This window comes from Pontibacter chitinilyticus, from assembly GCF_039748935.1.
Classification (GTDB): Bacteria; Bacteroidota; Bacteroidia; order Cytophagales; family Hymenobacteraceae; genus Pontibacter; species Pontibacter chitinilyticus.
Map to the genome: position 1 here is coordinate 109,738 of NZ_JBDIZJ010000002.1, position 14,797 is coordinate 124,534.

At 52.1% G+C, this 14,797-nt stretch carries 15 protein-coding genes; 2 read left to right on the plus strand and 13 right to left on the minus strand.

What is annotated here, in order from left to right; translation table 11 throughout:
- Positions 1 to 144: 144 nt before the first annotated feature.
- The 6 genes from ABDW72_RS04080 to ABDW72_RS04105 form a co-directional block, all read right to left on the minus strand.
- Positions 145 to 666, minus strand: a complete 522-nt coding sequence (locus ABDW72_RS04080) for a GNAT family N-acetyltransferase (RefSeq protein ID WP_347157184.1) — start codon at positions 664 to 666, stop codon at positions 145 to 147.
- Positions 667 to 834: 168 nt separating this feature from the next.
- Positions 835 to 2,862, minus strand: a complete 2,028-nt coding sequence (uvrB, locus tag ABDW72_RS04085; RefSeq protein WP_347157185.1) for an excinuclease ABC subunit UvrB — start codon at positions 2,860 to 2,862, stop codon at positions 835 to 837.
- 165 nt (positions 2,863 to 3,027) lie between these two features.
- Complete coding sequence (locus tag ABDW72_RS04090) at positions 3,028 to 3,402, minus strand: hypothetical protein (protein WP_347157186.1); 375 nt, start codon at positions 3,400 to 3,402, stop codon at positions 3,028 to 3,030.
- Positions 3,403 to 3,581: 179 nt separating this feature from the next.
- Positions 3,582 to 3,953 (minus strand): hypothetical protein, encoded by a 372-nt coding sequence (locus tag ABDW72_RS04095; protein WP_347157187.1) that lies wholly within the window; start codon positions 3,951 to 3,953, stop codon positions 3,582 to 3,584.
- A 348-nt stretch (positions 3,954 to 4,301) separates the two neighbouring features.
- A complete protein-coding gene (locus ABDW72_RS04100; protein ID WP_347157188.1) occupies positions 4,302 to 6,059 on the minus strand; it encodes an outer membrane beta-barrel protein in 1,758 nt (585 codons plus the stop codon).
- Positions 6,043 to 6,621, minus strand: a complete 579-nt coding sequence (locus ABDW72_RS04105; protein WP_347157189.1) for an RNA polymerase sigma factor — start codon at positions 6,619 to 6,621, stop codon at positions 6,043 to 6,045. Before ABDW72_RS04105 ends, ABDW72_RS04100 begins: the two co-directional genes overlap by 17 nt.
- Before the next feature lie 179 nt (positions 6,622 to 6,800).
- Here ABDW72_RS04105 and ABDW72_RS04110 point away from each other — a divergent pair, with 179 nt between their 5' ends.
- Positions 6,801 to 6,923, plus strand: a complete 123-nt coding sequence (locus ABDW72_RS04110; RefSeq protein WP_347157190.1) for a hypothetical protein — start codon at positions 6,801 to 6,803, stop codon at positions 6,921 to 6,923.
- 31 nt (positions 6,924 to 6,954) lie between these two features.
- Here ABDW72_RS04110 and ABDW72_RS04115 read toward each other — a convergent pair whose 3' ends face one another.
- The 7 genes from ABDW72_RS04115 to ABDW72_RS04145 form a co-directional block, all read right to left on the minus strand.
- Complete coding sequence (locus ABDW72_RS04115; protein WP_347157191.1) at positions 6,955 to 7,356, minus strand: YkvA family protein; 402 nt, start codon at positions 7,354 to 7,356, stop codon at positions 6,955 to 6,957.
- A gap of 98 nt (positions 7,357 to 7,454) precedes the next feature.
- The gene (locus tag ABDW72_RS04120; RefSeq protein ID WP_347157192.1) at positions 7,455 to 8,198 is read right to left on the minus strand and encodes a shikimate dehydrogenase family protein; all 744 of its coding nucleotides are present in this window, start codon (positions 8,196 to 8,198) and stop codon (positions 7,455 to 7,457) included.
- 47 nt (positions 8,199 to 8,245) lie between these two features.
- Entirely contained in the window at positions 8,246 to 9,190 is a 945-nt protein-coding gene (locus ABDW72_RS04125) for a polyprenyl-phosphate transporter (RefSeq protein WP_347157193.1), read from the minus strand.
- 105 nt (positions 9,191 to 9,295) lie between these two features.
- Positions 9,296 to 10,081, minus strand: a complete 786-nt coding sequence (locus tag ABDW72_RS04130) for a phosphosulfolactate synthase (protein ID WP_347157194.1) — start codon at positions 10,079 to 10,081, stop codon at positions 9,296 to 9,298.
- Between the two features lie 6 nt (positions 10,082 to 10,087).
- Entirely contained in the window at positions 10,088 to 11,485 is a 1,398-nt protein-coding gene (locus ABDW72_RS04135; RefSeq protein ID WP_347157195.1) for a tetratricopeptide repeat protein, read from the minus strand.
- A gap of 67 nt (positions 11,486 to 11,552) precedes the next feature.
- The gene (locus ABDW72_RS04140; RefSeq protein ID WP_347157196.1) at positions 11,553 to 12,551 is read right to left on the minus strand and encodes an NAD-dependent epimerase/dehydratase family protein; all 999 of its coding nucleotides are present in this window, start codon (positions 12,549 to 12,551) and stop codon (positions 11,553 to 11,555) included.
- 26 nt (positions 12,552 to 12,577) lie between these two features.
- Entirely contained in the window at positions 12,578 to 13,324 is a 747-nt protein-coding gene (locus tag ABDW72_RS04145) for a tyrosine-protein phosphatase (protein ID WP_347157197.1), read from the minus strand.
- Between the two features lie 245 nt (positions 13,325 to 13,569).
- On the opposite strand from ABDW72_RS04145, the gene ABDW72_RS04150 reads away from it, so the two are divergent.
- On the plus strand, positions 13,570 to 14,709 hold the full coding sequence (locus ABDW72_RS04150) for an acyl-CoA dehydrogenase family protein (RefSeq protein WP_347157198.1): 1,140 nt from the start codon (positions 13,570 to 13,572) through the stop codon (positions 14,707 to 14,709).
- Positions 14,710 to 14,797: the final 88 nt, after the last annotated feature.

Consider the following 14,797-nt stretch of genomic DNA (forward strand, 5'->3'; position numbering starts at 1 on the left):
CCTTATTCCGGCATCTTGTTATCAGTAAAGCAGCAAAACTGCTTTGCCCTCATCCTACCAATCTACTTATAAAACTATGAATGACCTGGTCCTGCCCTGCTCCTACCGGAGTGGGGCAGGTATACCGGGCGCGCTGGCCAGAAGTTATACTTGCCGCAACATGTATAGATCCCGCTGTACGTCCTGGCCAAGTATAAACTCCAACTCACCCGCTTCTTTAAAGCCATACTTGGCATAAAAGCGTTTGGCCCGTTCATTCTGCTCCCATACGGTAAGCCACACCACGTCGTGCCCGTTTTGCCTGGCTTTCTCCAGTGTTAACTGCATGAGCTGATCGCCAAGGCCCTGCCCGGTATAAGCCTGCAGCAAGTATAAACGGCATATTTGCAACGGTTTTTTAGCGTCTGCAGTTGGCGCAGCTGCTTCTTTGCTTAGTTTAATGTACGCTACAGCTTCTCCTGCTACCTCGGCCAGAATAAATTCTGTGTTCGGGTCGGAGAGTTCAGCCGCCTGCAGCTCCGGGGTATACATGGTAGGCCGGAAAGCGGCCATATCTTCGGGCCTGTTATAGGCGGCAAACGTTTCATCAAAGGTGCGCCAGCCTAAATCAGCGAGCAAAGCAGCATCAGCGGGTGTTCCTGCCCGAAAAGTAAAAGGTTGTATCATGGTTGAATAGCATAAGAATGCATGCCGCGCAGTAAGAATAACTCGTACTCCTGCTAGCCTGATACAAATATAACACCAGTTATACTTATACCTGATCATGAAAGCATAAAGCCTGCCAGCTTACGCAGATACGTAGGCCGGCAGGCTTTATGCAAAACTATATTTTGGTTAATCGCGCTTGCTCTTGAGCAGCTGGCGCAGGTCTGCCAGTTCGTCTCTATACTTGGCCGCCTGCAAAAAGTCGAGGTCTTTGGCTGCCCCTTCCATCTGCTTCTCTGTCTTTTTAATGAGCTTCTCCAGTTCATCGCGCTTCATGGTTTGTATGATCGGCTCCGCTGCAATAGATACGTCCTGCGGACCGGCATACATTTTTACCTCTTTCTTTTTAGCATCGGCTACTGCTGTCTGCTCAAACACCTCCTCACTCGATTTAAGAATAGTGCGTGGCGTGATGCCGTTGGCTTCGTTGTAGGCCATCTGCGTAGCCCGGCGGCGGTTGGTTTCATCAATCGCCCGCTGCATGGAGCCGGTAATACGATCGGCATACATGATCACTTTGCCTTTTTCGTTACGCGCAGCACGGCCCATCGTCTGGATCAGGGAACGCTGGTCGCGCAGGAAGCCTTCTTTGTCCGCATCCAATATGGCCACCAAGCTAACTTCGGGCAGGTCAAGTCCTTCGCGCAGCAGGTTTACGCCCACCAGCACGTCAATCTCGCCCAGCCGCAGCTCCCGCAGAATTTCCACGCGGTCCAGCGTCTTCACCTCCGAGTGCAGGTACTTTACTTTAATGTGGAGGCGCTCCATATACTTGGTTAGCTCTTCCGACATGCGTTTGGTAAGCGTGGTCACCAGCACCCGGGCGCCTGTTTTCACGCGCTCGTCAATCTCGTCCAGCAGGTCGTCTACCTGGTTGACGCTTGGCCTTATCTCAATTTCAGGGTCCAGCAGGCCGGTTGGCCGGATGATCTGCTCCACAATCACACCTTCGGATTTCTGAATCTCATAATCGCCCGGTGTGGCGCTTACGAATACAACCTGGTGCATCAGGCTTTCGAACTCGTTAAACGTGAGTGGGCGGTTGTCCATCGCTGCCGGCAAACGGAAGCCATACTCCACCAGCGCCACCTTGCGCGAGCGGTCGCCGCCCCACATGGCCCGCACCTGCGGCAGCGTGGCGTGGCTCTCGTCAATAACCATCAGGAAATCATCGGGGAAGTAATCGAGCAGACAGAAAGGCCGGGCACCCGGCGCGCGGCGGTCAAAATAGCGGGAGTAGTTCTCGATGCCGGAGCAGTAGCCTAGTTCCCGGATCATTTCCAGGTCAAACTCGGTTCGCTCCTTGATGCGCTTGGCTTCTGCCGGCCGGTCCTCTTTAAGGAAGTACTCGTGCTGCGCCACCATGTCGTACTGAATCTCGTGAATGGCCTGGTTCAGCGTCTCTTTGCCGGTTACGAACAGGTTAGCCGGGTATAAAGTAATGGCGCTCTCATCCGACAGTTTTTTACCGGATTCCGGGTCGATGCGGTGAATGGCTTCCAGTTCATCGCCGAAGAAGTATAGGCGGTAAGCAAAGTCTGCATAGGCCGGAAATATATCAACCGTATCACCTTTCACCCGGAATGTTCCACGTGTGAACTCGGCCTCGGTGCGGCTATAGAGGATCTGCACAAAGGTATACAACAGGTTGTTGCGGCTGAAGCGCTGCCCCGGCGCCAGGTGCAGCACATTTTTTCCGAACTCCTCGGGGTTGCCGATACCGTAAATACAAGACACCGACGCCACCACGATGACATCGCGGCGGCCGGAGAGCAGCGCTGAGGTAGTATGCAGGCGCAGTTTCTCAATCTCTTCGTTAATGGCCAGGTCTTTTTCAATGAACACATCAGACGAAGCAATGTAGGCCTCCGGCTGGTAGTAATCATAGTATGAGATAAAGTACTCGACGGCGTTGTTAGGAAAAAACTGCTTGAACTCGCCATAGAGCTGCGCGGCCAGTGTTTTGTTGTGGCACAGCACTAGCGTAGGCTTGCCCGTGTTCTTGATCACGTTGGCCATGGTAAAAGTTTTACCTGTGCCCGTCGCTCCGAGTAGCACCTGCACCGGCTCTCCTTTGTTAACGCCTTCCGTGAGTTGTTGTATGGCTTTCGGCTGGTCGCCGGTGGGTTGAAACTCTGATGTTAATTGAAAATCCATGCGTGTTTTTTACGGATGAGTAAAGATAAACTATAACATTGAAAAGCAGCAGTAAGTTTACCTTTTGCCTATATTCCAGCTCTTACGCAGGCGCTTTGCCGGCAATTGAAAAAGCCTGCTGAAACAGCAGGCTTTTTCAAAATATATGCAGAAAAAAAGTATTACTCAATTTGTAGCATCCGGCGCCGGCTGGCTGCAGATGCGGGTGATTTTTGCCTGTGGATATCCCTCAAACATCGCAGAACAGGCATGCGTGGCCTGTGGCTCCTCCAGCTGGCAGGTAAACTGCGTTCCCGCAGCCTGTATACTAGCTGGCAGGCTCTCCACTACCACATACCGGAACGGCAGCGGCGGTGTACCACACCACAAGCCGCTGCTTGGCGGCAGTTCCGTTTCGGACACCTGCAGCATGTAACCGCCACAGTTATCAGCACTTATTACACGGGCATACAGACAGGGGCTGGCCTCCTCTTCCTTTGAGCAACTGGCGCCCAGGCAAAGTATAGTGGCAAGCAGCCACACCAGGCAGATGCTTTTCATAAGATTTCGGCTTTGAGACATAGTTGCTTCCATGGCTTGCTTTGTAGTTTCGTGTTTGTAGTTGCAATGATCGGGAGAGATTTAAGAGCCTGCCGAAGTTCGGCAGGCTCTCAGGAAAACGTCACTCTTCCTAATCAATAAACAACTCACTCAAGTATGAAAAAACTAATAGGTCTGTGTTAATCCCCTGTCGCTGCTGCGCACACGCGCTTGATGCGCACGGCCGGGTACATCATATGCACCGCCGTACATATAGGGCTGTAGGAGCCATTCAATTCCAGCGCAAGCGTTAGCCGCTGCCCTTCGTGGCGGTAAGCCTCAGGCAGGTTATCGGTGGTTACGTAGCCGGCCTGAATCTGCCCTACAAAGTCGCCGGTGTGGTTTGTCTGGCTGTCTTCGTTCGCCAGCTTTAAGATGTACCAGCCGTTCTGGCAATCCGGCCCTACTACCTCGGCCTGCAGGCAGGCAGGCTCCGGCTCCTTTTCGGTGCAGCTTACTACCAGCACCGAGAGGCAGAGGTAAAATAAGGCGATGTAGAGAATACTTTTCATAGCTTTCAAATTCGGTTGTTCCTGGTGCCGCCAGAGATTATTGCCGGTGCAACCTGCAATGCCCTGGCTTGCCTCTTTTCATAGCCTGGAGAAGCACGGGGTAATATCTATAGCAGCTGCGCCTTAGTTGTAGAACAGGTTTGCTCACGACAGGAGCACAGCGAAAAAGAGAAGGGCCAACAGTACGTACCAACCGGATAAATTAGGTTTGATGGCGGCTGCCAGGATATCCAGTGCGTGAAACATTGTTTTCATAGATACCGGTAGTATTACAGTATGGCTCCTTCTTCTCTATGCTGATGATTCTTTTTGGGGAACAAAGGTTGCAAGGCGCTCTGAAAAAAGAATTTATTTTCGGCCACTGCCCAAGTCATAGTTCACGGCCATGTTCAGGCCTATGGTATACGGCTTTCCTTGAGGTGCCAGCGCATCTTCAGGTGTAGCCAGCAGCGTATTGAAATAGCCCCTGAACTCAGGCCCCACAGCGACCGAAATAGCGTTAGACAAGCGCTTGCCCACGCCTACCGATACATTGCCCGAAAGCTGTACCTTGCGGAAAGGAGACGCATCGCCACGGTTAAAGGTAACATCGCTTACCTCGTTGGTGGAGGCCATTACCGTTGTCTGCAGCAGGAAGTTAGCCGCTACGCCACTGCCCGCATACCAGAACCAGTCTTTAGACAGGCGACCTTCATACTGCAGGCCTACCGGCAGCGTAAGATGGCGGTAGCGGTAGTTCACGTTAAAGGCATCTGTTTTGGCTACACTCACCGAATCCGAAACAAGGACGCTGCTGGTGAGCGAGGGCAGGAAAACGGTAGATGGCGCCAATGCCACATCGGAATCAAATACTGAGTGGTTCTGATACTGCTGTATGATATAGCTGGATTTGGTGCGGGCGGAGTTCTGCGAGTACCCAATGCCCGTAAGCAACTTCAGCTTTTTAAAGAGTTTAAACCCGACTTTCGCCTCAAAAGCATAGGAAAAACCGGGATCAGTGTTGTCAGCATACTCCTCACGCGCTTTGTTCATCTCCGAAGGTGCCAGTGCGTTTACAGAAGGTCCTGCTAAACTAAAGCTTCGCATACTTGCCATGCTCATGGCCTGTTCAGGTATGCCGATGTTCTGGTCAAAGTAGCTGGGCGCATAGGCCATCCCCACAGTCCAGCGGCTGTTTTCGCTGCTGCCACTGTCTTTTTTATCGGCTTTGCCACCGTTAAGGGCTAACACCAGCGCCTCCTGCTGATGCTGCGGCAGCCTGTTTTCGCTGGCGATTGCAGCCCGCAAGCCTTGCACAGCCTGCGCCGCTCCTTGGGGGTATGCCGGGTTACGCAGCAGTTGCTGCGCGGCCAGAGACGTATGCATGTTTTGAGCACTACTGTAGGAGTCTGGCACCGCAGCAATGGCCTGGCGGGCAAGCTGGTAAAAAGGCTGCAGCGATTTAAAGGCTGCGGTTCCCTCTCCTCTCTCGCTTAGCAGGTGGCTGTTAAGGTCTGTAAAAGTATGTCCCTGCCCGGTAATCACGCGCTCCAGGGGCATCTGCTCAGCTCCCAGGCTCACCGTAAAAGCATTGGAAGGATTTTGAGACGATGTAATCACCCGATCAGTTGGAATAGCAGGTGCTGTCGCAGCGGCCATGTATACAGGGGCCGTTCTTGCAGGGGCCGTTCTTGCGGATTTGGCTGTAGTTGTTCTGGCGCTGGCTTGCCTGGGAGCTGTAGCAATTTCAGGTATTTCCGGTGCTACTCCCGGCAAAGTTGCGGATTGAGCTATGCTGGCTGGCACTGATTCTGCCTTTGTTTGTGGGGCTGCGGCAATAGCTAGCGTAGCAGTTTGTTGTGGTGCTATGGCTAGTTGTTGCTGCTGCTCGTCTTTACTGAAGTAGTACATAGACAATGCGCCGGCCAATACAAACAATACAAAACAAGCGGCGGCCAGTTGCCGGTAAAACACCACGCGGTTTTTGTACACGGCATTTTCTTGTACGGTCAGGTCGTGGTCGATGCGCGCCCACAGGTCTGCCGACGGAGAAGCCTCAGCGTCGTGCATCCGGCGCCAGAACTCTTCCTCGAGTGGTTCTCGCTTTTGGTTAGCTGCTGATGACATGTTCATTATAGTTTTCCTCCTGGCGCGTAAGCATATTTTGCAGTATGGCACGTGCCCGGGAGTATTGTGACTTTGATGTTCCTTCCGAGATGCCGAGCATCTCGCCAATTTCCTTGTGGTTATATCCTTCGATGGCGTACAGATTAAACACCATGCGGTAACGCGGTGCCAGGCTCTGTATCATACTCATAAGTTCCTCCATACTATAGCCGGTCAGGCTAAAGCTGTCAGACGAAATGCTGGCTACTTCCTCCGCCTCGTGCGACACGGTGAGCAACTGTTTGCTGCGAATATGCTTTAGCGCCGTATTCACCATAATCTTGCGTATCCAGAACTCCAGCGGGCAGTCCTTTTTAAAGGTCTGCAGGTTAGCGTACACCTTCACGAAAGCATCCTGCATGATGTCTTCCGCCTCGAAAGTAGTGGGGGCATAGCGCAGGCAAACGGCCATCATCTTTTTAGCATAAAGGTCATAGAGGAGCCGCTGCATGTCGCGCTTGCCTGCGATGCACCCCTCAATGAGTTTATCCTCGTCTGACTTAGGTTTGGAAAAAAGCTTCAAATGCTGCCTGTTTATGCTTTACACACCTCTATGATTCCGGAACAGGAGCAATGGTTGCAAGTGCCCGTAAATATTTCTGTTCTATACCACCGTGCAGCTGGCAAGCCCCTGAAAACCAGACCTCAACTGCTATGTAAAGATAGCAACTTTCAGAAGTTATCCCACACACGCACAAGGGTTTGAAGGCGTTAATTTTTGAAGCGCTGCTGCCCGCCGGAAGTATAAAACTGCTCTGGCAGGAGCCGGCGCAGCAGCAGGTACTGACACAAAAAAGCCCCCTTTTCAGGAGGCTCCTATCTTAGATCGTTTAAATGGTAATGAGATTCGCTTACCCTATTGCATGTGCAGCAAAAGCAGCTTGTATCCCAAAATCAGCAACAAAGACGCCAGCAGCACCCAGGCATAGCCGATAATGCGGTGTGCGTTAGCTGTTTCGCTGGTAGTGGTATGCAGCACGTCATAGGCATGCAGCCGCGCGCGATCAAGCACGTGTTTCGCCAGCAGCTGGTAACACAGGCTTACACCAAGCGTAACAAGCACCACATCATCCAGAAAACCAAACACGGGCGTCAGGTCTGGTACCAGGTCTATGGGGCTGATAGCATACCCAATGGCGAAGGCCAGCAGAAACCGTACATGCCACTTTACGCGGTTGTCTTTGGCCGCCAGGTACAGGGCGTAAACCTCTATATTGAATTCTTGTGCTTTTTGCTTCAGGGTGTTTAGTTGTGCCATAGCAGTGGTTTTTCAGATGCTGTCCTTTTACGGGAACAACTGCCTGCAAAGTTGCACTGACAGAACAATATACCTTCTTTCAGAATTGCACTTTATACTTAACCGTTTGCGTTCCAGATGTGCCAGGCGGCTTCTGCTTGCCGGTAGAGCATTTTCAGCCCATTTATCGTGTGAGCGCCTGCTGCCGCACATTGTTGTAAAAAAAGTGTCTGCTCTGGATTGTACACCAGGTCGTAAGCATAATGCGCCGGCGTTAGACTATCATAAGGCAGCAGCGGAGCTGTATCCACGTGCGGGTGCATGCCCAAAGGCGTTGTGTTCACGAGCAAAGTATAGCGTTGCAGCAGGTCGGGCGTCACTTCCTCATACTGCAAAGTATCAGGCCCGGCTGCCCGCGACACAGACCTATAAGGTATATGCAAATCGTCTAGGGCGGCCTTTACGGCTTTGGCAGCCCCGCCGGTACCCAGCACCAGTGCTTCTCCCCTCACTTCCAGCGGAAAGAACTCCTCCAGCGTACTTTTAAAGCCGATGTAATCCGTATTAAAACCCTTGGTACGTCCGTTCCGGCTGATCCGGATGGTATTTACTGCGCCAATGCGGGCGGCGGCTTCGTCCAGTTCATCTAACAACGGCAGCACCTGCTCTTTGTAAGGCACGGTTACATTCAGCCCCACCAGTTCCGGCTCCTGCGCCAGTAACTGTTTTAACTCGCTGGCTTCCGGCAGTTCGTACAGCTCGTATTGAGTGTCCTGTATACCTTCGCGGGTAAACTTCTCTGTAAAATACTTCTTAGAGAACGAGTGGCCCAGCTTTTTTCCAATCAGTCCGAACTTGCGCATGTGGTTATACTTACAAAGGAACAGTTTTATACTTTTAAGATATGGCCTTATACCTGCCTTGTAGTACCAGCCGTGAAACGATCTACGAGATAAACCAGCAGAAACCCGAAGACAGCCAGCACCAGGCCATACTCCAGGTAAGCTTCCTGCCCTGTTAACTGCTCATACTGGGCGGGCAGTACATTGTCCTGCAGCAGCGGTTTGGCATTACCGTGGCTGTCGGTATACGTCTGGAGCGTTTGCTTCCAGGGCCATACTTTGTTGAGTGAGCCTACCATAAAGCCGGTCAGCAGCGCCACCGTTACGTTGTGGTAGCGCTTCAGCATCCAGTTGAGCACATGCGAGAATGCCAGTATACCTGTGATGCAGCCCAGCCCGAAGATTGCCACTACGCTAAACTTCAGGTCTTTTACAGCACCAAGTATAAACTCATACTTGGCCAGCAGCACCAGCAGGAAACTACCCGATATGCCCGGCAAAATCATAGCGCAGATAGCAATGGCGCCGGAGAGAAAGACAAACCAGTACGCTTCAGGCGTTTGCGTGGGTGTCGCAACAGTTACATAGTAGGCAAGGGCCACACCCAGCAGTCCTGCAAGCAGCACACCCCAGGTCCAGCGCCGGATCTTTTTACCTACCACTACTGCCGAAGCGACGATAAGCCCGAAAAAGAACGACCATAGCAATTCGGGGTAGGTGTTGAGCAGGAAAATTACCAGCCGCGAAAGGATGGCAATCGAAAACAGGATGCCGCCCAGCAGCGCCACCAGAAAGCTGCCGTTGATGTGTCGCCAGAAAGCGGCAAAGTTAAGGCGCAGCAGCAGCTTTAATGCCTGCCCGTTTACCGAGCGGATGGAGCCCAGCAGTTCCTCATAAATGCCGGTGATAAACGCAATAGTGCCGCCCGATACGCCCGGCACCACGTCGGCAGCGCCCATGGCTACGCCTTTAGAAAAAAGCAACAGGTACTCTTTTGGTGTTTTTCTTCCCATAAGTATAATTCAGGTAGTATGATCGATTCAAATGGCTGCGGCCGTAACAAAAATTGCCCGACGGCACTCACCATCGGGCAATTTACTATTTTTTGTTTTGATCTATCAGCAATCCTTTTGTCCGGGGCTTTCCGGTTTTAAGAAGTAGTCGAAGGTATCGCCCCGTAGGCCCAGACGAATTGTTTCCAGCGGAATGATCTCGCTTGGCGCAATGTTGCCGAGGTTTACGTTGGTGCCGAGCAGCTTGATAAACCATACTTGCTGCGCTTTCTGTGGCGCCTCCCAGATGATCTTCTCAAACGGGATCTTTGTCAGAATCTCTTCTACCAGGCCGCTGCGCACCTCACCGGTAGAGCGAAACAGGCCCACGTTGCCGCCTTCGCGGGCTTCGCCGATCACTTTCCAGGCACCGGCATCCAGCTCTGCCTGCATCAGCTTGATCCACATATACGGCGGAATGATCTTGGTATCGTCCTTAGAACCGACCTCTGAGAGCACTGTTACCTGCTCCGACAGCGTCTGGATATACTCGCACTTTTTGCCATGCGGCAGCTCAATAGAGCCATCCGACACCTCGGCAAAGGTCATGTTGAACTGGTCGAGCACGCGGCGGTAATCGTCGAACTGGTTGCGCACGATAAAAGCCTCAAACAACGTGCCCCCAAAGTAAGTCGGGATGCCGGCTTCTTTGTAAATCTCCAGCTTTCTTTTCAGGTTAGGCGTCACAAAAGAAGTGGCCCAGCCTAGCTTCACAATATCAACATACTCACCGGCAACTTCTATGAAGTCTTCTACTTCGCGAATGCTAAGGCCTTTGTCCATTGCCATGGTATAGCCGCGTTCGCGCGGTTTCAACTCCCGCTCCGGCAGGTTATTCAGCGTATAATTCATGTGGTTTTATTTGCGGTACTGATCAATTAATCGGGCTAATGCGCGCTGCGACTCCAGTTCCGGGAAGAACTCGAACAGCAGCTTGTGTTTATCGAAGTCCAAAATTAACGCATTTTCCAGATAATTGTAAGCTTCGCGGTATTTTCCTGCCGAAAGCATGTACGCGCACGCTCTGTAATACAACTCAGCTTCGTTTGGCTGCAGTTCTATGGCGTTCAAAATAATATCGGTTGCTTCCTCAAAATTGCCCTGCTCATAAAGTATGATAGACCAGTTGAGGTAGATATTCTTGTCCTCCGGCTGAATTTCGGCGGCACGGGCATAGCTCTCCAGCGCCGACACCACATGCCCCACCTGGTACTCCGCCGCTGCCAGTGCCATCCAGTACTCGGGGCTATCGTCATACAACTCCACGGCTTTCTTAAAGAAGTGGACAGCCTCATGCCATTTGTTCTGCGCATCCAGGATCACGCCAATGCCAAACCAGGCCTCATCCATTTCCGGATCCAGGTCCACTGACTTCTGGTAATAGCGGCGCGAGAGGTCCCATTGCCGAAGCTTTTCGTAGCACTCGCCAATGTTGCAGTACACTTCTGCCGATGGGCTGCCGTGCTCCAGCATGGCATTAAAGGCTTCCACGGCTTTGGTATACTCCCCTAGAAACACGTAGGCATTGGCCATGTTGTTGTAGGCGGTGATAAAATCGGGTTTGATGATCGTGGCGTAGTCGTAAGCAGCAATGGCTTTGTCGTAAGAGCCGATCTTATTCAGCACATTACCCAGGTTAAACCAGGCCACATACGAGTATGGGTCACTGTCTACAAACTCCTGGAAAAAGGGCAGGTGCTCCTGCAAGGTGCCGGTTAGCTCCATGCAGTACACGATCTCCTGCATAGCGGCCTCGTTCTCCAAGTTCAGAGCAATGCTCTTCTTATAGTATTTGATGGCGGAGTTAAACTTCCCCCAACTCTGGTAGGCCAGCCCGATATTAAAGTAAATATCATCGCGCTCCTCATCAAAGGCAATGGCTTTCTTGAAGTGGTCGATCGCATCGCGGTAGTCGCCGCGCTGGGTATAGATGATGCCGCGCGTGAGCTGCACGTCGGGGTTGGCGGGCTCTACCTCTGCCACTTTATCAATCATCACCAACGCTTCCTCAAAACTGCCGGACATTGCTAACAGCTGTGCCTTGTCTATCTGCAGCTCTGTGGAAAAAGGGTATTGTGCGATGGCAGAATCGCAGGCGGCCAAGGCCTTTTTATACTCAAAATTGGCCGTATAGTGATCTATTATAGATTCAAAATCAGTCAGGTCAAAAAAAATAGTCTCATTACGTCCGAGCATCTGCTCGAAACGCTGTATTAAATCCAGCTCCTCGCTGTGCTCTTCAAAGTTATCTTTCATCTCCAATATCCAACAAGCTGCATCTTTAGCAGCCTATGTCATACTACATTTTAATGCTGCAAATAGTTTAGTCTACCCGGTTCTGGGGCACTTTTCCTGCCGTTACCTGCTGTAAAAGCTGGCGGCAGCTCCAGGCTATCGTTTCAGGCAACGCTCGAAATTCAAAGCCAAGCGCCTGGCGTACTTTGTCGCTGCTGAACAGGTGACTTTTGCCCGATACCCGGGCCGTATCTTTTGTAATAAGTGGGCGGCTGCCGGTAAACCAGGCACGCGTATGCTCCAGGCGCCACACGAGCTCGGCCAGCAGGGGCGGCACACGCCACGAGGGCGCCCGGCGGCTCATACCTGCTGCTGCCTGTTTAAAAAACTCTTTATAAGTTAGCTGCCCGGCATTTAAGATAAATCTTTCTCCGGACATATCCGAGAAAGAAAGTTGCAACATCGCTTCCACCACATCGCGCACATCTACAAAGTTTGCACGGCCTGTAGTATAAAAGGCGTGCTGGTTATATACATACCGAAATAGCTGCGTACTGCTGCGGTGCCAGTTGGCCGGGCCCAGCACCACCGACGGGTTAACGATCACGGCATCCAGCCCTTCGGCCACGCCGCGCCATACTTCCAGTTCGCCCAGGTACTTGGAGTTGGCATAGGCTGAGTGCTCTTCGGCGGCATCCCACTTGTTTGCTTCGGTAAGTATAGTTGCCCCTTTGGGGCGGCCTATCGCTGCGATAGAGCTGACGTGGCATAACTTTATACTTGCCTGCTCTATACAGGCATCCACTACATTGGCTGTCCCCTGGATGTTCACCTGCTTCAGCAGTTCCTTGTCTTGTGGGGCATACGACACCAGCCCGGCGCAGTGAAACACATACGTTACGTCCTGCAGGGCACTGCGCAGGAAAGCCGGGTCCAGAATATCCCCTTCCAGCCACTGCACCTTAGCGGCGCCTGAATAGTCCGGCACCTGCCCCCGGTACACCGCTTTTACCGCATGCCCCCGCTCCAGTAGCGCCTCAATTAAAAAGCGGCCGATAAGGCCACTGCCGCCAGTAACAAAAACCATGTGTATTGCTGTAGGTATGGAGAAATTTAAAGCTGGCTGTTGCGGATAGGCAACGCCAGCGCCTTGGACAGGTACTTGCTGCTTAGCACCTTCTGCAGCGAATCGGTGTGCCGGAGGCTATGCGTATCTGTGCCCAGGAAATCAACAAGGCCGGCGTCTATTAGTTTTTCGGCAATGTCTTTGGCGCCCGCCGAGTAATAACCTGCCAGCGAATTGAGGTTAGGCTGAAACAGCACGCCGGTTTCATGTAGGGTCGCCAGTTCATCATACTTGCCATAGAAGTAAGTATAGCGCTCCGGGTGGGCTAGCACCGGCTGGTAGCCTTTGGCCCGCATCAGAAAAATTACTTCCCGCAGGTTCATGGGCTCACTCAGGAAAGATGTCTCGAAGAGCAGGTATTTGTCGCCGAAAGTCAGGAGCTCTTCGCCTTTTTCCAGCTTCTCCAGCAGCCCTTCGTCCAGGTAATATTCGGCAGCACACTCCAGCTCCATGGCTATACCTGCTGCTGCAATGGCTTTGTGCAGCAGTTGCAGCCGTTCGCGTATTCCTTCGGGCGTGTTCCTATAGAAGTCGCTCATGATGTGAGGCGTCATGATCAGCTTGCGGTAGCCAATGGCCTGCAGTGCCCGCACCAACTCCAGCGAGCGCTCCAGGTTATCAGCGCCGTCATCCAGGCCGGGCAGCACATGCGAGTGCATGTCCACACCAATGGCCTGCAGCGATTCTTCCTGCACCGTACTGCCTCCAAACAAGTTCTGCAATAACTTAATCATCACCTGCGCTTTTATCCTTTTATACTATGATCTGCGGGCAGCCCGAAGTAAACTAAATTCAAAATAACACAAATAATGTGGCTCATCAAAGTATTTCGCCTGGCCGCACTGCGCTTACAACGGCAACAGCTGTGCCAGGTTATTGCGGCCCTTCATTTGCTGTTAAAGTCTAATTCGATAGCTTTGTAAACATCTGATATAGCGATACCGTTATACTTCAAAACAACCCTACTAAGTAACTGTACATGGAATTAAAACAAACTGAAAACCAGCACATGATCGCGGACATGATCCGCGATTTTGGTGCTCGGCATATTAAACCACACATGCGGGTATGGGACGAAAGCCAGGAATTTCCGGTGGAAGTTTTTAAGAAGTTAGGAGAACTGGGGCTGATGGGGGTGCTGGTGCCAACAGAATACGGCGGCTCCGGCTTCGGGTACCTGGAGTATGTAACGGCAATTGCAGAGTTGGCGAAGATAGATGGCTCTATTGGCCTGTCCATGGCGGCACACAACTCACTTTGCACCGGCCACATTCTGCAGTTTGGCAACGAAGCGCAAAAACGGAAATACTTGCCTAAGCTGGCTTCTGCTGAGTGGATAGGCGCCTGGGGCCTTACCGAGCCTAATACCGGTTCTGACGCGGGCAACATGCGCACCGTGGCCGTGCAGGACGGCGATCATTGGGTGATCAACGGCGCCAAGAACTTCATCACGCATGGTAAATCCGGCAACGTGGCCGTTGTGATTGTGCGGACCGGCGATGTGGGCGACTCCCATGGCATGACGGCTTTTATCATCGAGAAGGGCACACCGGGCTTTAGTGCTGGCCGCAAAGAAGACAAATTGGGTATGCGCGCTTCGGAAACTACCGAGCTCATTTTCCAGGATTGCCGCGTGCACCAGGACCAGATCATGGGAAAGGTAGGTGACGGCTTTATCCAGGCCATGAAAGTGCTGGATGGCGGCCGGATCTCTATTGCTGCCTTATCGCTGGGTATTGCGCAGGGTGCCTTTGAGGCGGCGCTGGCCTACTCGCAGGAGCGCCACCAGTTCAACAAGCCTATTTCTGATTTTCAGGGTATAGCTTTTAAGCTGGCCGATATGGCAACTGAAATTGAGGCAGCTGCCCTGCTAACTTACCAGGCCGCCGACATGAAGAACCGGGGCCTGAACGTGAACAAAGAGTCGGCTATGGCCAAGTACTATGCTTCTGAGGTATCGGTGCGCGTGGCCACCGAAGGCGTGCAGATATTTGGCGGCTACGGCTTTACCAAAGACTACCCGGCCGAGAAGTATTACCGCGATGCCAAGCTTTGCACCATCGGCGAGGGAACAAGTGAGATCCAAAAACTCGTTATTTCCAGAGCTATTCTTAAATAAAACAGCCTTTCTTATACTTTAAAGTAGTAACTATAAGGCATCTGTAACTTATTATCAGTAACTTGCGATAAATATTTATACAAACTAT

What these genes read in the sequence shown, in the direction of transcription:
- ABDW72_RS04095 (WP_347157187.1), bottom strand. Translation starts at nt 3,953, where the DNA reads ATGAAAAGTATTCTCTACATCGCCTTATTTTACCTCTGCCTCTCGGTG.
- ABDW72_RS04090 (WP_347157186.1), bottom strand. Translation starts at nt 3,402, where the DNA reads ATGAAAAGCATCTGCCTGGTGTGGCTGCTTGCCACTATACTTTGCCTG.
- ABDW72_RS04080 (WP_347157184.1), bottom strand. Translation starts at nt 666, where the DNA reads ATGATACAACCTTTTACTTTTCGGGCAGGAACACCCGCTGATGCTGCT.
- ABDW72_RS04145 (WP_347157197.1), bottom strand. Translation starts at nt 13,324, where the DNA reads ATGATTAAGTTATTGCAGAACTTGTTTGGAGGCAGTACGGTGCAGGAA.
- ABDW72_RS04135 (WP_347157195.1), bottom strand. Translation starts at nt 11,485, where the DNA reads ATGAAAGATAACTTTGAAGAGCACAGCGAGGAGCTGGATTTAATACAG.
- ABDW72_RS04125 (WP_347157193.1), bottom strand. Translation starts at nt 9,190, where the DNA reads ATGGGAAGAAAAACACCAAAAGAGTACCTGTTGCTTTTTTCTAAAGGC.
- ABDW72_RS04150 (WP_347157198.1), top strand. Translation starts at nt 13,570, where the DNA reads ATGGAATTAAAACAAACTGAAAACCAGCACATGATCGCGGACATGATC.
- uvrB (WP_347157185.1), bottom strand. Translation starts at nt 2,862, where the DNA reads ATGGATTTTCAATTAACATCAGAGTTTCAACCCACCGGCGACCAGCCG.
- ABDW72_RS04120 (WP_347157192.1), bottom strand. Translation starts at nt 8,198, where the DNA reads ATGCGCAAGTTCGGACTGATTGGAAAAAAGCTGGGCCACTCGTTCTCT.
- ABDW72_RS04140 (WP_347157196.1), bottom strand. Translation starts at nt 12,551, where the DNA reads ATGGTTTTTGTTACTGGCGGCAGTGGCCTTATCGGCCGCTTTTTAATT.
- ABDW72_RS04100 (WP_347157188.1), bottom strand. Translation starts at nt 6,059, where the DNA reads ATGTCATCAGCAGCTAACCAAAAGCGAGAACCACTCGAGGAAGAGTTC.
- ABDW72_RS04130 (WP_347157194.1), bottom strand. Translation starts at nt 10,081, where the DNA reads ATGAATTATACGCTGAATAACCTGCCGGAGCGGGAGTTGAAACCGCGC.
- ABDW72_RS04115 (WP_347157191.1), bottom strand. Translation starts at nt 7,356, where the DNA reads ATGGCACAACTAAACACCCTGAAGCAAAAAGCACAAGAATTCAATATA.